The organism is Thioalkalivibrio sp. (genome assembly GCF_007692535.1).
Lineage (GTDB): Bacteria > Pseudomonadota > Gammaproteobacteria > Ectothiorhodospirales > Ectothiorhodospiraceae > Thioalkalivibrio.
On the sequence record NZ_REBW01000121.1, the window covers coordinates 1 to 19,396 of the forward strand.

General features: G+C 64.6%; 18 protein-coding genes and 2 rRNA genes. 10 read left to right on the forward strand and 10 right to left on the reverse strand.

Annotated elements, in window-relative coordinates; all coding sequences use genetic code 11:
- Positions 1–1,092 (forward strand): 23S ribosomal RNA (locus EA346_RS06140); the annotation flags it as partial.
- 101 nt (positions 1,093–1,193) lie between these two features.
- A 5S ribosomal RNA gene (gene rrf, locus EA346_RS06145) occupies positions 1,194–1,309 on the forward strand.
- Between the two features lie 75 nt (positions 1,310–1,384).
- On the opposite strand, the gene EA346_RS06150 is transcribed toward rrf, so the two are convergent.
- The 3 genes from EA346_RS06150 to dapA form a co-directional block, all read right to left on the reverse strand.
- A complete protein-coding gene (locus EA346_RS06150) occupies positions 1,385–2,149 on the reverse strand; it encodes an MBL fold metallo-hydrolase (protein ID WP_296756712.1) in 765 nt (254 codons plus the stop codon).
- A 211-nt stretch (positions 2,150–2,360) separates the two neighbouring features.
- Entirely contained in the window at positions 2,361–3,527 is a 1,167-nt protein-coding gene (bamC, locus tag EA346_RS06155; RefSeq protein ID WP_296756713.1) for an outer membrane protein assembly factor BamC, read from the reverse strand.
- Complete coding sequence (gene dapA, locus EA346_RS06160) at positions 3,527–4,411, reverse strand: 4-hydroxy-tetrahydrodipicolinate synthase (protein WP_296756715.1); 885 nt, start codon at positions 4,409–4,411, stop codon at positions 3,527–3,529. Before dapA ends, bamC begins: the two co-directional genes overlap by 1 nt.
- Positions 4,412–4,647: 236 nt before the next feature.
- On the opposite strand from dapA, the gene EA346_RS06165 reads away from it, so the two are divergent.
- The 3 genes from EA346_RS06165 to EA346_RS06175 are packed head-to-tail and all read left to right on the forward strand — an operon-like array spanning position 4,648 to position 7,174.
- A complete protein-coding gene (locus EA346_RS06165) occupies positions 4,648–5,202 on the forward strand; it encodes an ACT domain-containing protein (protein WP_296756717.1) in 555 nt (184 codons plus the stop codon).
- 55 nt (positions 5,203–5,257) lie between these two features.
- Positions 5,258–5,725, forward strand: a complete 468-nt coding sequence (locus EA346_RS06170) for a peroxiredoxin (RefSeq protein ID WP_296756718.1) — start codon at positions 5,258–5,260, stop codon at positions 5,723–5,725.
- A gap of 30 nt (positions 5,726–5,755) precedes the next feature.
- Positions 5,756–7,174 (forward strand): PhoH family protein, encoded by a 1,419-nt coding sequence (locus tag EA346_RS06175; RefSeq protein ID WP_296756720.1) that lies wholly within the window; start codon positions 5,756–5,758, stop codon positions 7,172–7,174.
- 51 nt (positions 7,175–7,225) lie between these two features.
- On the opposite strand, the gene queD is transcribed toward EA346_RS06175, so the two are convergent.
- The 4 genes from queD to xseB all read right to left on the reverse strand — a co-directional run bounded on the left by queD (position 7,226) and on the right by xseB (position 10,874).
- Positions 7,226–7,624: a 6-carboxytetrahydropterin synthase QueD gene (gene queD / locus EA346_RS06180; RefSeq protein WP_296756722.1), complete on the reverse strand. Its 399-nt coding sequence runs from the start codon at positions 7,622–7,624 to the stop codon at positions 7,226–7,228.
- A 4-nt stretch (positions 7,625–7,628) separates the two neighbouring features.
- A complete protein-coding gene (gene dxs / locus EA346_RS06185) occupies positions 7,629–9,545 on the reverse strand; it encodes a 1-deoxy-D-xylulose-5-phosphate synthase (RefSeq protein ID WP_296756723.1) in 1,917 nt (638 codons plus the stop codon).
- A gap of 147 nt (positions 9,546–9,692) precedes the next feature.
- Positions 9,693–10,571: a farnesyl diphosphate synthase gene (locus EA346_RS06190; RefSeq protein WP_296756725.1), complete on the reverse strand. Its 879-nt coding sequence runs from the start codon at positions 10,569–10,571 to the stop codon at positions 9,693–9,695.
- A gap of 15 nt (positions 10,572–10,586) precedes the next feature.
- On the reverse strand, positions 10,587–10,874 hold the full coding sequence (gene xseB / locus EA346_RS06195) for an exodeoxyribonuclease VII small subunit (protein WP_296756727.1): 288 nt from the start codon (positions 10,872–10,874) through the stop codon (positions 10,587–10,589).
- Positions 10,875–11,091: 217 nt separating this feature from the next.
- On the opposite strand from xseB, the gene EA346_RS06200 reads away from it, so the two are divergent.
- From EA346_RS06200 to EA346_RS06215, 4 genes are all read left to right on the forward strand, one after another.
- Positions 11,092–11,511, forward strand: a complete 420-nt coding sequence (locus tag EA346_RS06200; RefSeq protein WP_296756729.1) for a rubrerythrin family protein — start codon at positions 11,092–11,094, stop codon at positions 11,509–11,511.
- A gap of 88 nt (positions 11,512–11,599) precedes the next feature.
- Positions 11,600–12,946, forward strand: coding sequence for a heterodisulfide reductase-related iron-sulfur binding cluster (locus tag EA346_RS06205; protein ID WP_296756731.1), 1,347 nt, complete (start codon positions 11,600–11,602; stop codon positions 12,944–12,946).
- Positions 12,947–13,146: 200 nt separating this feature from the next.
- Complete coding sequence (locus EA346_RS06210) at positions 13,147–13,449, forward strand: encapsulin-associated ferritin-like protein (RefSeq protein ID WP_296747989.1); 303 nt, start codon at positions 13,147–13,149, stop codon at positions 13,447–13,449.
- A gap of 28 nt (positions 13,450–13,477) precedes the next feature.
- A complete protein-coding gene (locus tag EA346_RS06215; protein WP_296756742.1) occupies positions 13,478–14,083 on the forward strand; it encodes a DUF3501 family protein in 606 nt (201 codons plus the stop codon).
- A 284-nt stretch (positions 14,084–14,367) separates the two neighbouring features.
- Here the strand turns inward: EA346_RS06215 and radA are convergent, their stop codons facing one another.
- Genes radA through ccsA form a run of 3 tightly spaced genes read right to left on the reverse strand, consistent with a single transcriptional unit; the run spans position 14,368 to position 17,826 of the window.
- Positions 14,368–15,720 carry a DNA repair protein RadA gene (gene radA, locus EA346_RS06220; RefSeq protein ID WP_296756734.1) on the reverse strand — a complete coding sequence of 451 codons (1,353 nt, stop codon included), beginning with the start codon at positions 15,718–15,720 and terminating at the stop codon, positions 14,368–14,370.
- Positions 15,720–17,000, reverse strand: coding sequence for an HlyC/CorC family transporter (locus EA346_RS06225; RefSeq protein WP_296756736.1), 1,281 nt, complete (start codon positions 16,998–17,000; stop codon positions 15,720–15,722). The genes radA and EA346_RS06225 overlap by 1 nt, the downstream gene beginning before the upstream one ends.
- A 25-nt stretch (positions 17,001–17,025) precedes the next feature.
- Positions 17,026–17,826 (reverse strand): cytochrome c biogenesis protein CcsA, encoded by an 801-nt coding sequence (ccsA, locus tag EA346_RS06230; protein ID WP_296756738.1) that lies wholly within the window; start codon positions 17,824–17,826, stop codon positions 17,026–17,028.
- 94 nt (positions 17,827–17,920) lie between these two features.
- Here ccsA and ffh point away from each other — a divergent pair, with 94 nt between their 5' ends.
- Positions 17,921–19,312 carry a signal recognition particle protein gene (gene ffh, locus EA346_RS06235; protein WP_296756740.1) on the forward strand — a complete coding sequence of 464 codons (1,392 nt, stop codon included), beginning with the start codon at positions 17,921–17,923 and terminating at the stop codon, positions 19,310–19,312.
- The last annotated feature ends 84 nt before the right edge of the window (positions 19,313–19,396 follow it).

The window sequence follows — 19,396 nt, forward strand, 5'->3', positions numbered from 1 at the left end:
GGACGTATAGGGTGTGACGCCTGCCCGGTGCCGGAAGGTTAATTGATGGGGTTAGCTTAGGCGAAGCTCTTGATCGAAGCCCCGGTAAACGGCGGCCGTAACTATAACGGTCCTAAGGTAGCGAAATTCCTTGTCGGGTAAGTTCCGACCTGCACGAATGGCGTAACGATGGCGGCACTGTCTCCACCCGAGACTCAGTGAAATTGAAATCGCTGTGAAGATGCAGTGTACCCGCGGCTAGACGGAAAGACCCCGTGAACCTTTACTACAGCTTCACACTGAACTTTGAACTTGCTTGTGTAGGATAGGTGGGAGGCTTTGAAGCCGGGACGCCAGTTCCGGTGGAGCCAACCTTGAAATACCACCCTGGCAATTTTGAAGTTCTAACCCAGGCCCGTTATCCGGGTCGGGGACCGTGTGTGGTGGGTAGTTTGACTGGGGCGGTCTCCTCCTAAAGAGTAACGGAGGAGCGCGAAGGTACCCTCAGCGCGGTCGGAAATCGCGCAACGAGTGCAAAGGCATAAGGGTGCTTGACTGCGAGACAGACACGTCGAGCAGGTGCGAAAGCAGGTCTTAGTGATCCGGTGGTTCTGTATGGAAGGGCCATCGCTCAACGGATAAAAGGTACTCCGGGGATAACAGGCTGATACTGCCCAAGAGTCCATATCGACGGCAGTGTTTGGCACCTCGATGTCGGCTCATCACATCCTGGGGCTGAAGCAGGTCCCAAGGGTATGGCTGTTCGCCATTTAAAGTGGTACGCGAGCTGGGTTTAGAACGTCGTGAGACAGTTCGGTCCCTATCTGCCGTGGGCGTCGGAGATTTGAGAGGATCTGCTCCTAGTACGAGAGGACCGGAGTGGACGTACCTCTGGTGTTCCGGTTGTCACGCCAGTGGCATTGCCGGGTAGCTATGTACGGAAGGGATAACCGCTGAAAGCATCTAAGCGGGAAACCCACCTGAAGATGAGATCTCCCTGGGCACTTGATGCCCCTGAAGGGCCGTTGAAGACCACAACGTTGATAGGCTGGGTGTGGAAGCGCGGCAACGCGTGAAGCTAACCAGTACTAATTGCCCGTGAGGCTTGACCATATAACACCCAAGTAGTTGGGTTGGTCTCGATCGTTGACACACTGCCTAGAATGCATTCCAGAATTGACGCACGCGCATGAGCGTGTGCGTCAGCCAGTTTGTCTGGCGGCAATAGCGTACAGGAACCACCCGATCCCATCTCGAACTCGGAAGTGAAACTGTTCAGCGCCGATGGTAGTTTGGGGTCTCCCCATGTGAGAGTAGGTCACTGCCAGGCATTTACCCGTAACCCGGTTGTCTTCTGACGGCCGGGTTTTTTTCGTTGGTTCGCAGGTCGTCGGGTGCGCTGGGCTCAGCGCAGTTCGCGCCAGCCGAAGCCGTCGGCCTGGGTGGCGACGACGGTGTCCTCGGGCTCGCAGCAGAGACCGTTGGCGAGCGCACGGCGGGCGAGGTCGGGGTGGTTGTTGCGCTCCGAGAGATGCATGCCGACGACGTGTTGCAGCCGGCCACGGTCGATCAGGGTGAGCAAACGCTCCGACTCGTGGTTGGGGAGATGGCCGTAGCCACCACCGACACGCCTCTTCAGGGCGGGGGGATAGGGGCCGGTGGCCAGCATCGCGGGATCGTGATTGCACTCGAGGAGCAGACCCTCCACGGCGTCGACGCAGGCTGCCATGTGGGCCGTGACGTGTCCGGCGTCGGTGAGCAGGGCGAGGCGGACGGCCCCATCGGTGAATACGAATTGGGCCGGCTCGCGTGCGTCGTGCGGGACAGTGAACGGTTCCACCTGAAGATCGCCGATCGACATGGTGTGGCCGGCGTGGAATTCGTGCAGGCGGGGGTAGGTCGCGTCACGTGCGGCAATGCGTGTGCCCGGGGTCATGTAGACCGGCAGGCGATGGCGGCGCGCCAGCGGCGCAGACGATCCGATGTGATCGGAATGCTCATGGGTAACGAGAATAGCGTCCAGATCCGCGGGTGCAACACCGAGGCGAGCCATGCGCAGCGTGGTCTCCTGGACCGAGAATCCACAATCGACCAAAACCCGGGTGCGGCCGGCCTGCACCAGCAGGGAGTTGCCGGCGCTGCCGCTACCCAGCGATGCGAAACGGATCATCCTGTCGCCCGGTGATCAGGTTCGTGTTGTTTCAAGGGGCCCGGATGTAGGAGGCCAGGCCCTGGCCGATGGGTTTTCCGGCCCCGGATCGGCGAGAGGGCTCGCCCCCTGCGGGGGGCGGTGCATGCGAAGAGTGCGTTATGCACGACAGGAGGGCCTGCTGCGGGACCTTGCGTGATAATCAGGTCGCCGCATGGCCCACGAGGACGGCTCAGCGGAGTTGCGGCTGGATGAGTTCAAGCACGAATCGAGCGTCACGCTCGCGCAACGGTTCGCCTTCGATGGACAGCGCCTCGATCTGCAGGTCGCGCCCATTTTCGATCATCCGGATCTGGTAGCGCTCATCCTGACGTCGGGGGGTTGCGCGCCCGAAGCTGAGCGCGCGCCGCAGGGCCCCGGGCCGGTCGTCGGCGGAATCCACGATGTCGGGCCGGTAGGTGACCAGGAAGGTCGCAGCGGAACGGTCCTGTTCGTCGATCATGAGGCCGGTACGGTCGAGTGCCAGACCGAGGCGGCGCCACAGAGCGTCAGGTTCGCCCCGGACAGCGAGAAACAGTCGGCCGTCGCGTTCCGTCAGGTCGACCTGGCCGGTGCGTTCGAAATCGGCTTCATCCACGCGTGTGGCAGCGGGCTCTGCGCCCGCGACCTCCCCAGTGGTGAGGAAGACGAGGAGCCGGTTGAGCATTTCGGCTTCCAGTTGCGGGTCGGGATCGGCAATCTCCCAGCGGCTGGTCTGGCCGTCTGCCTCGCCGCGTTCCACGGCACCGCGGTGGCTGATGAAGACCTCGGTGCCGCCGTTCTGCCGTTCCACACGCAGACGGTACTGGTCGCGGGTGCCGGCGTCATAGAGCGTACCGAGTGCGCGAGCGAGCAGGCCCCGGGTCCCTCCAAGGGGGATTCCGGCCAGGTCCTCGGCCCACTCGGTTTCCATTACACCGACCGCAGGCTCATCGCGGGCGAGGGTCAGGTTCTGCGCGCGCCAGAAGGCGCGCAGCTGCGGCCAGAGCTCTTCTGGTGGCGCCTGGACACTGAGCCAGCGTAGTTGGCCGTCGCGACGCAGTTGGACCTCCGGGGTCTCCGGCAGGATGGTCGTTGGCTGGGCTGTCGCCGTGCGCGGGGCAGCGCGCGCATTGTGATCGAGTTCGCGGGCGCTGACGCGTTCACCGGGAGCTCCCGGGATTCGGTAGCCGCGCTCCATGCCTGGCGCGATCAGGTCGGGCGGCACTTCCAGGGAATCGACCTGTCGACTGGCCTCGTAGCGGGGGCCGTCCACGGTCCCGGTCGTCGTGCAGCCGGCAAACACCAGCGCGATCGCCGCAGCCAGCATCACCTTGGGCAGATGCTGCATTGCGGTAGAGCGTTCGTTCGTCTCGTTCATCAATGGTCCACTGCGATGCCGGCCTGGCGCATGGCGTCCAGCACGGCGGCATGAAAGGGTTCGGACAGGGGTGTCAGCGGCAGGCGGATGCCATCCGGCATCAGGCCCATTTGCGACACTGCCCATTTTACCGGAATGGGGTTGGCCTCGTGGAAGAGCGCATGGTGCAGCCCGTCGAGCCGTGTATTGATCTCGCGCGCCTGCGCCACGTCTCCGGCGCGGGCTGCAGCACACATCTGGTGCATCGCTGCCGGGGCGACATTCGCGGTAACGGAAATCACACCCTGGCCACCCGCGAGCAGGAAATCCAGTGCGGTCGCATCATCGCCGCTGTACAGGTCGATCCGGCCGCCGACGCGTTCGACAAGCTCGCGGGTACGCTCGGGCCTGCCCAGGGCCTCCTTCAGCCCGACGATGTTGGGAACGCTGGCGAGCCGTTCCACGGTTTCCGGCAGCAGGTCCACGGCGGTCCTTCCTGGGACATTGTACAGGATCTGGGGTACGTCCACGGCCTCTGCAACGGCCTGGTAGTGGAGGAACAGGCCCTGTTGCGTCGGCTTGTTGTAATAGGGTGTGACCAGCAGACAAGCGTCGGCCCCGGCATCCTTCGCGCACTGGGTCAGATGGATGGCCTCGCGAGTCGCGTTGGCCCCGGTGCCGGCGATCACGGGGATCCGGCCGGCGATGCGTTGGACCACGTGCGAAATGACCGCGCAGTGTTCCTCGAAGTCCAGGGTCGCCGACTCTCCGGTCGTGCCCACGGCGACGATGGCGTCGGTGCCCGCGGAAAGGTGCCAATCCAACAGGCGATCGAGGGCGTCCATGTCGATGCTGCCGTCTCTGCGCATCGGCGTGACCAACGCGACCATGCTGCCTTGAAACATTGACCTCTCCGGGTGCGTCAATAGAACAGTCTAACGGTGGGCGAACAAGGGGTTCAAGCAACATGATATCCGGTAAGCCCGGCGCTGCGGAGTTCGGGCCCGGTGGCCGCGGCTGCTGGCGTGGGTCGCCCATGGTTGCACCTGGCTGCCGGATTGCACGCGTGCGTTGCAACCGTTTGCGCGGCGGGCGCAAGGTGATATGTTGCCCCCCTATCCCCGTTGGTTGCCAACCCGTCATGTCGGATCTACCGGGCTCTACGCCTGCCACTCATCTCGTCATGGTCCTGATCGGGACCGATCGCCCCGGACTGCTCGAACAGGTGTCCCGTTCCGTGATGGACACGGGTTGCAACCTGGAGGAAAGCCGCATGTCGGTGCTGGCCGGGTTCTGCTGCATGAACCTGGCTGTCAGCGGCAACTGGAAAACGCTGGGTAAGCTGGAAAGCCAGCTCGGCCGGCTCGAGACGGACACCGGGTTGACCCTGATCGCCCGGCGCGCGCAGCCGGAAGAGGCCACGCCGCCGGTGATGGCCTACTCGGTGGACGTCGTGGCGCTGGATCAGGTGGGTATCGTGCATGCGTTGGCGGGTTTCTTCACCAGCCGCGGCGTGAATATCCGGGACCTGCACTCGCGCGTCTTCAGGGCCCAGCAGACCGGCACACGCATGTTTGCGGCCAATATGGTCATCGACATTCCTGCCGAGCAGCACCTGGCGAGCCTGCGTGGCGACTTTCTGGATTTCTGCGACGAGCTCAATCTCGATGGCGTTCTGGACCCGATCAAGGGCTGACGCCGGCGGATCCCAATAACCCGTTCTTTCCCTCCGCACCCATTCAGGAGATGCCATGAGCGTAGCGATCGACCAGCCCGTTCCGTTGGATATCCGCTTGCCTGCGACCGGCGGCCAGACACTGGCGCTGGGCGACTTCGCCGGGAAGCGGACCGTGCTCTACTTCTACCCCAAGGACGCGACCCCAGGCTGCACCAGCGAAAGTCGGGATTTTGCGGCGCAACAGGCGGATTTCGCAGCGGCGAACGCGGTCATCCTGGGCGTTTCACGCGACAGTGTGAACAGCCACGAGAAATTCAGGACCAAGGAAGGACTGCCGTTCGACCTGTTGAGCGACACGGAGGAAACCCTCTGCAATGCCTTCGACGTCATCAGGATGAAGAACATGTATGGCAAACAGGTGCGCGGTATTGAACGCTCCACCTTCCTGATCGACGAGCACGGCGTCCTGCGCCGCGAGTGGCGCAAGGTCAAGGTGCCGGGCCACGTCGCAGAGGTACTGGACGCCGTGCGCGCGTTGTAGCCGGCCCATCAATCCGTCCGCGGAGGAATCATGGTCAAGAAGGAGTTGCGCTCCAATCGCCTGCTGGTGCTGGACACCAATGTCCTGATGCACGATCCCACGGCGCTGTTCCGTTTCCAGGAGCACGACATCTTTCTGCCCATGGTGGTGCTGGAGGAACTGGACCGCGGCAAGAAGGGTGTCTCCGAGGTGGCGCGCAACGTGCGGCAGGTCAGCCGCTTCATCGACGAGCTGACGCAGGATACGACGCACGCGCAGATCACGCAGGGGCTGCCGCTGCACCCGCCGTCGCTGGCCGACTCCCCGCTAAATGCCACGGGACGGCTGTTCTTCCAGACCCGGGCGATGGCGGCCCACCTCCCGGAGAGCCTGCCGGGTTCGACACCCGACAACACGATTCTCGCGACCGCCCTGGCGCTGCAGGGCGAACAGCCCGACGCGAACATCACGCTGGTCTCCAAGGACATCAACCTGCGCATCAAGGCGGCGGTGCTCGGGCTGCATGCCGAGGACTACTTCAACGACCAGGTGCTGGACGACGTCAGCCTGCTGTACTCAGGGATGGTCGAATTGCCGGCAGACTTCTGGGAGTCACACGGCCGGGAGATGGAGTCCTGGCAGGAGAGCGGACGTACCTATTACCGCGTCACCGGTCCGCTGGTGATGCAGTGGCAGCCCAACCAGTTTCTGTACCGGGACGGCGACAACCCGGTGCAGGCGATCGTGCTGGAGATCGACCAGCGTGCCGAGGCGGCGGTTATCGAACTGGTGGACGACTACCTGCATCCCCGCCACACGGTCTGGGGAATCAACGCGCGCAACCGCGAGCAGAACTTCGCGCTGAACCTGCTGATGGACCCTGAGGTGGACTTCGTGTCCCTGGTCGGTGCCGCCGGTACCGGCAAGACCCTGCTGACCCTGGCCGCAGGCCTCGCGCAGACCCTGGAGGACAACACGTACCGGGAGATCATCATGACCCGCGTCACCATCCCGGTCGGCGAGGATATCGGCTTCCTGCCCGGCACCGAGGAGGAGAAGATGACCCCGTGGATGGGGGCGCTGATCGACAATCTCGAGGTGCTGACCAAGTCCGACAGTGCGGGCGACTGGGGCCGGGCGGCGACCAACGACGTCATCCAGAGTCGGATCAAGATCCGCTCTCTGAACTTCATGCGTGGACGCACCTTTCTGAACCGGTTCATCATCCTCGACGAGGCGCAGAACCTGACCAGCAAGCAGATGAAGACGCTGATCACACGGGCCGGGCCAGGGTCCAAGGTGGTCGCGCTGGGCAACATCGCGCAGATCGATACCCCATATCTGACCGAGACCACCTCGGGGCTGACCTTCGTGGTGGACCGTTTCCGCAGCTGGACCCACAGCGGGCACATCACCCTGACGCGGGGCGAGCGTTCGCGTCTGGCGGACTACGCCTCGCGCAGTCTGTGACCGGGCAGTGAGGTGTCGGCCGTCACGCGGTAGCGAAGCCGGCGATCGCCTTCATGCGGCCGCGTTCTCGGGAGGCTCGGTGTAGCGCACGCAGGCGCGCTCGGTTTCCCACAGCGTCAGCGCACTGACCCGCAGCCCGGGTCGGTTGATCCCCTGGGCCATCTCGCGGAAGAACCACTGCGCGATATTCTCCGCGGTCGGGTTGATCCGCTGGAACGGTTCGACATCGTTCAGGTATTGATGGTCCAGCCGTCCGGCGATCTCCCGGGCCAGGTTCTTGACCACCTTGAAGTCGACCGCCATGCCGAGGTCGTCCAGATCGCTGGACTCGACTTCCACCTCGACCTTCCAGTTGTGACCGTGCAGGTTCGCGCACTGGCCCGGGTACCCGCGCAGGGTATGTGCGGACGCAAAGTCGGTCAGGACACGGAGGGTGTAGGTCGCGGCCATGGCTCTATTTCTGGTTGCCGGTCTGGAAGCGATGGAACGTTACGTTCCCGTCTCCCTCCGCGCAAGTCACCGGGTCCGCCGCACGGCGAATCGCCTCGAGAATTCCGCGCGCGTCCAGGCCATGATCCGCGAGAAGTCGCTCCCGCGATCCGTGCTGAGTGAAGTGGTCCGGCAGCCCCAGGGTCAGGCAGGGCAACGTCAGCCCCTCGGCCGCGAGCCACTCCAGCACCGCGCTCCCTGCCCCGCCGGCCACCACGTGGTCCTCGACGGTGACGAAGCGCTCGTGACTGCGGGCCAGTGCGTCCAGCAGTGCCGCATCCAGCGGCTTGATGAAGCGCATGTTCACGACCGTCGCGTCCAGTTCCTCGCCCACCGTCATCACCGTATCCAGCAGCGGGCCGAAGCTGAGCAGCGCGATGCGCTGCCCCTTGCGCTCGAGCCTGGCGGTACCGATCGGCAACGTGTCGAGGCTGTCACCGGGCAGCCGCCCCGGCCCGCCGCCACGCGGGTAGCGGACTGCGGCCGGTCCATCGTGCGCGTAGCCGGTGCTGAGCATCTGGCGGCACTCGGTCTCGTCGGCTGGCGCCATCAGCACCAGGTTCGGGATCGAGCGCAGCAGGCTGATGTCGAAGGTTCCGGCGTGGGTGGGGCCGTCCGGCCCGACGATCCCGGCGCGATCGATGGCAAACAGCACCGGCAGGTTCTGCAGTGCCACGTCGTGGATCACCTGATCCATGGCGCGCTGCAGGAAGGTCGAGTAGATCGCCACCACCGGGTGCAGGCCCTCGCAGGCCATGCCCGCCGCCAGCGTGACTGCGTGCTGCTCGGCGATCCCGACGTCGAAGTAGCGTTTGGGAAACTCTTCGGAGAACTTGACCAGCCCGGAGCCCTCGCGCATCGCTGGCGTGATGGCCATCAGTCGCGCATCCGCACGCGCCTGGTCGCACAGCCAGGTTCCGAAGATGTCGGTGTAGGTCGGCGGCTTGCCTTTGGAGCTGCTGGCGATTCCGGCCTCGGGGCTGAATTGGCCGACCCCGTGGTAGCGGCAGGGATCGTTCTCGGCCGGCGCGTAGCCATGACCCTTGTGGGTCACGATGTGCAGCATGCGTGGCCCTTCGATATCACGCAGGTTGCCGAGCATGGTCACCAGTCCGTCGACATCGTGGCCATCGACCGGGCCGAAGTAGCGGAACCCCAGCTCCTCGAACAGGGTACCCGGGGTGATCATGCCTTTCACATGCTCCTCGGCGCGCCGGGCGAAGGCCTTGACCGGCGGCATGTACTCCAGCACTTTTTTGGAGCCTTCGCGCACGCTCGAATAGAGGGCTCCGGAAAGCAGCCGTGCGAGATACTGGCTCATCGCGCCGACATTCCTGGAGATCGACATCTCGTTGTCGTTCAGAATCACCAACAGGTCGCAGTCCAGATCGCCCACGTGATTGAGCGCCTCGAACGCCATGCCGGCGGTCATCGCCCCGTCACCGATCACGGCGACGTGCCGGTTGTCCCTGCCGGCCTGGGCCGCCGCAAGGGCCATCCCGGCGGCGGCGCTGATCGAGGTGCTGGAGTGTCCGGTGCCGAAGGCGTCGTACTCACTCTCGTCGCGCTTCGGGAAGCCGGCGATGCCGCCGTACTGCCGCAGGGAGGCCATCGCCGCGCGACGCCCGCTCAGGATCTTGTGCGCGTAGGCCTGGTGACCGACGTCCCAGACGATGCGGTCACGGGGCGTGTCGAATACGTAATGCAGCGCCAGCGTGAGTTCCACGGTACCCAGATTGGCGGCCAGATGACCACCGGTTCTGGCCACGGTGTCGATCAGGAACTGCCGCAATTCCAGCGTGATCGGCCCGAGATCCGACGTCTTGCAGCGACGCAGGTCGGCGGGCGAAGCGATCCCATCGAGCAGCGGGGTCGGTTTCATCCCTGTCCTACCCTGTGCCCTGGGTCCAATCGGACCTCAGGAAGGGATGGGGCACACAGGAGGGCGGGTGCGGACAATCGCGCCGTGCGGCGGTACCTGGTGCCGCATCCGCGGCAATGACGGTCATGCCCCATCGATAGTCCCAGCTCAATGCATTCTTTCCACAATGTAACGGGCAAGGAAACGAAGCAAATCGGCCTCCTGTCCAAGGGGTTGCAGATTCTCCAGTCCCTCGTCCACCAGTTGCCGGGCCCGTGTGCGCGAGGCCTCGATCCCCAGCAGGCTCGGGAAGGTGGCCTTGTTCAACAGTTGGTCGGCCCCGCAGGCCTTGCCCAGCAGCGCGGGATCGCCTTCGACGTCCAACAGATCGTCGCGGATCTGGAAGGCCAGGCCGATGCAGTCGGCGTAGGCAGACAGGCGCGCCCGAGTCCCCGCGGCGGCATTGCCCGCGATCGCAGGCAGCAGCACCGACGCATGAATCAGCGCGCCCGTCTTCAGTCGGTGCATCCTTTCGAGGTCCTCGACACTGAGCGCCTTGCCCTCGGAGGCCAGGTCCATGGCCTGGCCTCCGGCCATGCCGCGCAGGCCTGCAGCCTCGGCCATGCTGTTGACCAGCGCAAGCCGCAGACCGGGATCCGGGCTGATCGCCTCATCGGTCAGTGTCGCAAAGGCCAGTGCCTGCAGGGCATCCCCGGCGAGAACGGCCAGGGCCTCACCATAAGCCTTGTGGCAGGTGGGCTTGCCGCGGCGCATGTCGTCATCGTCCATGGCCGGCAGGTCGTCATGGATCAGCGAGTAGACATGGATCATCTCCAGCGCGGCCGCGATCCGATCCAGCGCGGCCTCCGGGGCCGTGACGGCCTCACCGGTCGCGTAGACGAGCAGCGGGCGCAGGCGCTTGCCGCCGCCGAGCGTGGAATAGCGCATCGCCGCCATCATTTCCGGGACCGGTGTTTGCAACGGATCCAGGAGCCGATCGAGGAATGCCTCGATGCGATTCTGATACGCTTCGATTCGGGTCTTCACGCGTTGCGCGGGGGATCAGAACGGGATGTCATCGGGGTCGGCAATATCAGGGGCTTTTGTAGAGTCATTGGGGTCTGTTGAGCCGGACGATGGCGGTTCTGTGCCCTCGATCACGCTCTCGATCCGGCGCTGCGCCTCGTCCAGGGAATCCTGACAGGTCCGGACCAGTTCCATGCCGCGCTGGTATTCCTGCAGGGATTCCTCGAGCGGCAGCTCGCCGGCCTCCATGCGGGCGACGAGCTGTTCCAGGGCGTCCATGGCCGCTTCAAAACCGGCTGGAGATTCGGGGGGAGTGTTGGGCATGGTTGGCGAAGGCTTGGAGAAAGGGGGAGAAGGTACCGAATCCGGGGCCATCTGGAAAGGTTTGCCGCGCCCGACGCCCCCGTGCAAGGTTGACATTGGTTTAGACCGAGTCTAAAGTTGCCCCTCGGTTTAGACCCAGTCTAAATTCTGTGTCTGCACCGAGCAGACGCTCAAGAGCATTTCGACGCACAGCAACCCAGTAAGAGAGGAGAGTCAAATGGAACTGAAAGGCAGCAAGACCGAGAAGAACCTTCAGGAAGCCTTTGCCGGCGAATCCCAGGCCAACCGCCGTTACCTGTACTTCGCATCCAAGGCCGACGTGGAAGGCTACAACGACGTCGCCAGCGTGTTCCGTTCCACCGCTGAAGGCGAAACCGGACACGCGCACGGCCACCTCGAGTACCTCGAGTCGTGTGGCGACCCCGCGACCGGCCTGCCGTTCGGCGGCACCGAAGCCAACCTGAAGACGGCGATCGCCGGTGAGACGCACGAGTACACCGACATGTACCCGGGCATGGCAAAGTCGGCCCGCGATGAAGGCTTCGACGAGATCGCCGACTGGTTCGAGACCTTGGCCAAGGCGGAGCGTTCCCACGCCAACCGCTTCCAGAAGGCGCTGGATACCCTGAACGCCTGATCGGTTCCAGGGAATGTGATCGGGTGGGGTCGGCTTTGCCGGCCTCGCCCCTTGTCAGTGATGACTTCATGCCCTGTTGGAGGGATTCATGTCCGCGCCCACGCAAAGTAAACGTGAAGGCAATCTGGAAGCTCCGACCCGCCATCCGCTGGATTGGCAAAACCCCGAATTCTATGACGAAGCCCCGCTCTTCGCCGAGATGGAGCGCGTCTTCGACATCTGTCACGGCTGCCGCCGCTGCGTCAGTCTGTGCAATTCCTTTCCCACCCTGTTCGATCTGGTCGACGAGTCCGAGACCCTGGAGGTGGACGGGGTGAAGAAGGCCGACTACTGGAAGGTGGTCGACCACTGCTACCTCTGCGATCTCTGTTACATGACCAAGTGCCCCTACGTGCCGCCCCATGAATGGAACGTGGATTTCCCGCACCTGATGCTGCGAGCCAAGGCAACGCGCTTCAAGAAGGAGGGCGCCAAGGCGGCGCATAAGCTGATGTCCAGCACCGACACGATCGGTACGCTGGCCGGCATTCCGGTGGTGGCACAGACGGTCAACGCCGTGAACAGGACCGGCTTTGCACGCAAGATCCTGGACAAGACCCTGGGCGTGCACCCGGACGCCAGCCTGCCGAAATATCACAGCAAGAAGGGCCGCAGTCGTGCTACCAAGGCGGCGTCCGCCATCAGCGCTCCGGAGCCGGCGAATGGCACGACCGGTCGCGTGGCGCTGTTCGCCACCTGTTACGGCAACTACAACGAGCCGCACATCGTCGAGGACCTGGTCAAGGTTTTCAACCATAACGGCATCGAAGTGACTCTGGTCGACAAGGAACAGTGCTGCGGCATGCCCAAGCTCGAACTGGGTGACCTGGAGGCGGTGGCCGCGGCCAAGGATGTCAATGTGCCGGCGATGAAGCGCATGATCGATCAGGGCTACGACATCGTCGGTCCGGTGCCGTCCTGTGTGCTGATGTTCAAGCAGGAACTGCCGCTGATGTTCCCCGCGGACGGCGACGTGCAGGCCGTCAAGAACCGCATCTTCGATCCCTTCGAATACCTGATGGCGCGCCACGCGGACGGCAAGCTGAAGACCGACTTCCCGCAGACCCTGGGCAAGATCGCCTACCATGCCGCCTGCCACCTGCGGGTGCAGAACATGGGTCTGAAGACACGTGACCTGCTCAAGCTCGTGCCGGACACCGAGATCGATGTGATCGAGCGCTGCTCGGGGCATGACGGGACCTACGGCGTGAAGAGCGAGTATTTCGAGACCGCGACGAAGATCTGCCGCCCGGTAGTGACGCGTGTGCAGAAGGCAGAGGCCGACCACTTCTCCAGTGATTGCCCGATGGCCGGCCACATGATCGAGAACGGCCTGAAGGACGGCCGCGAACCCGAGCATCCGCTGACCCTGCTGCGCAAGGCCTACGGACTGTAACGTGAAAGTTCTGTAGGTCGGGTTGGCGCAGCGTAATCCGACGGGCCGGGGACGATGCTGTTTTGCGCCCATGGGTGGGTACGAGACCCGTCGGGTTACGCCCTTTGGGCTAACCCGACCTACCGTTTGCGGCGTTTCATCGTCAGGGGTGACGCAGGGCCGTGAGAGTTAGACGAACCCAAAACTAAGGAGAACTCATCATGTCGAGTGATGGATATCACGAGCCCGTCGAAGAACTGAGCGACGAGAGCCGGGAGATGCACCGCGCCATCGTGTCCCTGATGGAGGAACTCGAGGCCGTCGACTGGTATCAGCAGCGTGTGGATGCCTGCAAGGATCCCGAACTGAAGGCGATCCTCGCCCATAACCGCGACGAGGAGATCGAGCACGCGGCGATGGTCCTGGAGTGGATCCGGCGCAAGAACAAGGTGTTCGACAAGGAACTCCGGGAGAACCTGTTCTCCGACAAGGACTACACCGACATCGGGCACCACGATCATTGACCGCCCCGCGTCCCGGGGCAGTAACGAACTGGAGGCAAGTGTGAGCAAACTCAGCCGAGAAGACCTGTTTTCCCTGGAGAAGTACTCGGAGATGCGACCCGGCTTCCGGGCCGAGATCATGCAGCACAAGAAGAACCGCGTGCTGCAGGTGGGGCCGAACGTGACCCTGCACTTCGAGGATCGCAAGACCATGCTCTACCAGGTCCAGGAGATGCTGCGGGCCGAAAAGATCTTTGACGCGGCGGGCATCCAGGAAGAACTGGACGCCTACAATCCGCTGATTCCGGACGGCAGCAACTGGAAGGCCACGATGATGGTGGAGTTCCCCGACATCGACGAGCGCAAGGTCGGTCTCTCACGGCTGATCGGCATCGAGGACCGGACCTACGTGCAGGTCGATGGCTTCGACAAGGTTCACCCCATTTCCGACGAGGACCTCGAGCGGGACACCGAGGACAAGACGTCTTCGGTGCATTTCCTGCGCTTCGAACTGACCGCGGACATGGTGTCCGCGGTGAAGGACGGCGCCGCTATTGCGGTGGGTGTGGACCACGAGAACTACACGCACCGGGTCGACGCCGTGCCCCCCGCCATGCGCGATTCCCTCGCGGCGGATCTCGCCACGGTCAACTGACCGCCGGCGTTAATGAGGCGGCAAGGGATTGCCGCCCTGCCGTATTGTCGGTATGGCCTCCTTAGCTTTCCACCAGTGGTCAGGTTCGTGTTGTTTCAAGAGGCGTGCACGTAGGAGGCCAGCCCCTGGCCGATGGGTTTTCCGGCGCCGGATCGGCGAGACGGCTCGCCTCCTACCCGTTGGCGGGTGTCGGCAGCAGGGATGCTGCCGTCAAGCCTACAGGGATGTATTCACGGCGTCCCGCCGACGGGCAGGCACCTCGCCCGGCAAGCCCCGCAGTGCGATCAAAGCAGGTCCAGCGCGTCCGACAGATGCTCGACGGGGAGGATCTCCATTCCGTCGATACGCTTGCGGATTCGGTTCCCGGCAGGAATGATTGCGCGCGTCAGGCCGTGCTTGGCCGCCTCGGACAGGCGTTCCTCGCCGTTGGGCACCGGGCGCACCTCCCCGGACAGGCCGATCTCGCCGAAGCAGACGAGGTCCAGCCCCAGCGGGCGGTCGCGTAGCGACGACAGTGCGGCCACCAGCATCGGCAGGTCGGCCGCGGTCTCCGATACCCGGACCCCGCCCACCACGTTGATGAAGACGTCCTGATCGAACAGCGCGATCGCTCCATGGCGGCTGAGCACCGCGAGCAGCATGATCAGCCGGTTCTGCTCCAGCCCCAGCGTGACCCGGCGCGGCTGCGGCGCGTGGCTCTCTGCGACCAGCGCCTGCACCTCGACCAGGAGCGGGCGCGTGCCTTCGCGCGTGACCATCACCACGCTGCCCGAGACCGGGCGGCTGTGACGCGACAGGAAGATCGCCGAAGGATTGGCCACCGGTTTCAATCCGTCCTCCTGCATCGCAAAGACACCCAGTTCGTTGACCGCTCCAAAGCGGTTCTTCACCGCGCGCAGCATCCGGTAGCGCCCGCCGGGGTCGCCCTCGAAATACAGGACCGTGTCCACCATGTGTTCCAGGACCCTGGGGCCGGCGATCTGCCCGTCCTTGGTCACGTGCCCGACCAGGATCACCGTGATGCCGCGCTGCTTCGCCAGGCGGACCAGCGACGCGGCGCTCTCGCGTACCTGCGACACCGACCCCGGGGCGGATTGCAGCGCGGCCGTGTAGAGGGTCTGGATGGAGTCGACGACCAGTACCAGCGGACGCTCGCGCTCGGCGGTGGCGATGACGTTCTCGACCTGGGTCTCGGTCAGCAGGCGCAGGCCGGAGACGTCGAGACCCAGCCGGTGGCCCCGCAGGCTCACCTGCTGTGCGGACTCCTCGCCGGTCACGTAGAGGGTCTGCTCGGCGGGAAGCAATGCCAGCACCTGCAGCAGCAGGGTGGACTTGCCGATGCCGGGGTCGCCCCCGATCAGGACCACCGACCCCGTGACCAGCCCTCCGCCCAGGCTGCGGTCCAGTTCGGAGATCCCGGTGGAGATGCGCGGGATGTCCGCCGCAGGCAGGTCCCCCAGGCGCGTGATGCGCGCCGCCTCGCCGGCATAGCCCCCGGACCGCGGACCCTGCGCGGCGGCGCTGGGCTGCAGTTCCTCCATGCTGTTCCAGGCTCCGCAGTCGCCGCACTGCCCGGACCACTTCGGACTCACCGCGCCGCACTCGCGGCAGACGTACTGGAGTTTGGCTCTCGCCATCAGGAGTCGTCCCCCTGGCCTGGCGACCACGGCGGAGGGATGCGGACGGTACGGACGGTGTTGTTCTTGATCTGGATAATGTCCATCACCACCCCGTCGATACGCACGCTGGCCACCGCCTCCGGTATGTCCTCGAGGTGCTCGACGATCAGACCGCTCAGCGTCTTCGGTCCGTCCACCGGCAATTTCAGCCCCAGCGCGCGGTTCAGTTCACGCAGGTGGATGCCGCCATCGACGACCACGCTGCCGTCGGGCTGGCGCAGCACCTCGTCACCCATGGTCGGCGAGTCGGAGGTGAACTCGCCGACGATCTCCTCCAGCAGATCCTCCAGCGTGACCAGACCCTCGATGTCACCGTATTCATCCACGACCAGCCCGATCCGCTGCTTCTGCTTCTGGAAGTTGATCAGCTGCCGGTTCAGTGCCGTGCCTTCGGGGATGAAGTACGGGGGGGTCACGACCTGACGCAGGTCCTCCGGCGTGAACGACTCCCGGTGGGCCAGTGGCAGGATGTCGCGCATGTGCACGAAACCCAGCACCCGGTCCAGCTCACCCTCGATCACCGGCAGCCGGGTGAAGCTTCCACTGAGGATCTGCTCGAGTACATCGTTCCAGTCCTCGTCCAGGTCCAGGGCCACGATCTCGTTGCGCGGAATCATGATGTCCTCGACGGTCGTGCGTTCCAGATCGAGCAGGTTGATCAGCATGCGCTGGTGTTTGGCCGGGATCAGCGCGCCGGCCTCGGTCACAACGGAGCGCAGTTCATCGGCGGTCAGGGCGGCGCGCTGGCGGTCATCGATGTGGATCCCAAGCAGGCGCAGTACACCGTTTGCAAGCAGGTTGATCACGTAGACCACCGGCCAGAGAACCCGCAGCAGCCCGGTGTAGATCCAGGCCGCCGGGTAGGCGATACGCTCGCTGTGGAGTGCCGCCACCGTTTTCGGCGCGGTCTCGGCGAAGATCAGCAGCGCAAGCGTCAGCAGGCCCGTCGCAATCGCGATGCCGGGGTCGCCGAACAGCCTCCAGCCGATGAAGGTGGCGATCTGGGTGATCAGGATGTTGACGAAATTGTTGCCGAGCAGGATCAGTCCGATCAGGCGGTCCGGGCGCTCCAGCAGGCGCGCGGCCAGCTGGGCGCCCAGGTGACCCTGCTGTGCCTTGTGCCGCATGCGGTAGCGGTTCAGGGCCATCAGGGCGGTCTCCGAGCCCGAGAAGAAGGCTGAGAGCAGGAACAGCAGGAACAGGGCGCCGAACAGCGCGGCTAGTGGAATGTCATGCAAGGGCGGGTACCGTGCTGGAGGCGCATCAGACGCGCTGCAGGATGACTTCCAGCACCAGCTTGGAGCCGAAATAGGCCAGCACCAGGCTGACGAACCCGCCGGTGGTCCAGGCGAGGGCCCGGGTGCCGCGCCAGCCAAAGCGCCAGCGCCCGATCAGGAGGACCGAGAACATCACCCAGGCCAGGATCGAAAGCACCGACTTGTGTACCAGGTGCTGCGCGAAGAGATCCTCGAGGAAAATCATGCCGCTGGCAAGGCTGAGGGTGAGAAACACCCAGCCGACGAAGATCATCCGGAACAGCCACATCTCCATCGAGAACAGTGGCGGCAGGTAGCGCACGATGCCCTTGGTGTGGTGCTCGTGCAGGGCCTTGTGCTGTGCGGTCATCACCGCCGCCTGCACGGTCGCCAATGCGAGGAAGGCCCAGCCCAGGGCCGCGAGCATGATGTGGATCCCGACATAGGGGGTGGTCGCGACCCGCCTGCCGTCGTCGCAGGTGAGCGCGACCAGCAGCGCCAGCGCCGTCAGCGGCAGTACGATCACGCCCATGATCGCCAGCGGATGACGGAGCGCTGCCAGCCACAGCAGGACCGCGACCAGCCAGAGGGCGGCCGCGAGCGCGTTGCCCAGGCAGAGATTCGGACCCAGGTCCGTGATCATCAGTTGCGACAGGGCCGCCAGATGTAACGCGAGGGCGAGCGCCCAGGTGATCAGGGGCCCGCGCGGCTGTGCCGGCGCGGGCGGCTGCCGGCGCGCGGACACGACCAGGTAGCCCGTAGTCAGGAGATAGAGGAAGATCGCGACGAGGCCGATGGCAATGCTCATGGCGCACGATTATCCACGCATCGCGCCGACAATGCACCGCGGGCGCCGGTGCAGGTACACTGCTGCAGTATTGGTAACGGTTTCAGGAGTGAACATGTTTGACGGCCTTTCCAGCCGCCTCCAGGCAACGGTCAAGCGCCTCAAGGGCCAGGCCCGGCTCACCGAGGAAAACATTCAGGAAGCATTGCGCGAAGTGCGCATGGCCCTCCTCGAGGCCGACGTCGCGCTCCCGGTGGTGCGCGAATTCATCGGCGAGGTGCGCGCCAAGGCCCTGGGCAAGGAGGTCATCGGCAGTCTGACCCCGGGGCAGGCCTTCATCAAGGTCGTGAACGACGAGCTGGTGCGGGTGATGGGGGGCGAAGGGGCGAGCCTGAACCTGGCCAGCCAGCCCCCGGCGATCGTTCTTGTGGCCGGCCTGCAGGGCGCCGGCAAGACCACCAGCATCGGCAAGCTGGCGCGGCTGCTGCGTGAGCGCCAGAAGAAGAAAGTGGCCGTGGTCAGCTGCGACGTGTACCGTCCCGCCGCCATCCAGCAGCTCGAAACGCTGGCGGCGCAGGTCGGAGTCAGCTTCTACCCCAGTGACACCAGCCAGCAGCCGGAGCAGATCGCGCGCGCAGCCGTCGAGCGGGCCCGCCGGGAGCTCAAGGACGTGCTGCTGGTCGATACCGCCGGGCGGCTGCACATCGACGAAGCGATGATGGCCGAGATCCAGACGCTGCATCAGGCGATCGACCCGATCGAGACCCTGTTCGTGGTCGACGCGATGACCGGCCAGGATGCCGCCAACACCGCGCGCGCCTTCGGCGAGGCCCTGCCGCTGACCGGGGTCATCCTGACCAAGGCCGACGGCGATGCGCGTGGCGGTGCCGCGCTCTCGGTGCGCAAGATCACCGGCGTGCCGATCAAGTTCCTGGGCATGGGAGAGCGCTCGGAGGCCCTGGAGCCCTTCCATCCCGAGCGCATCGTCTCGCGCATCCTCGGCATGGGTGACGTGCTCACCCTGGTCGAGGAGGCGACCCGCCAGGTCGATCAGGACAAGGCCGAAAAGCTTGCGCGCAAGCTGAAGAAGGGCCGCGCCTTCAATTTCAACGATCTGCATGACCAGCTCTCCCAGATGCAGCGGATGGGTGGAATCGGCAGCCTGCTGGAGAAACTGCCGGGTGCCGGGCAGCTGCCCGATGCGGTGAAGAACCAGACCAACGACCGCGAGATCCGGCGCATGATGGCGGTGATCGGTTCCATGACCGAGCAGGAGCGGCGGCACCCGGAATTGATCAAGGGCTCGCGCAAGCGGCGTATCGCGGCCGGCTCGGGCGCGCAGATTCAGGATGTGAACCGCCTGTTGAAACAGCACACCCAGATGAGCAAGGCGATGAAGAAGTTCTCCAAGGGCGGTGCCGCCAAGATGATGCGGGCGCTGGGCGGACGTCTTGGCGGCATGGGGGGCATGGGTGGACCGGGGGCGGGGGGATTCCCCTTCCGGTAGCGCAGACCCAGTTCCGTAGGTCGGGTTAGCGTGAAAGTCACGGCCACGCCCGCCCCTGCGTCCCCGTTTATGGAGTGCGGGAGC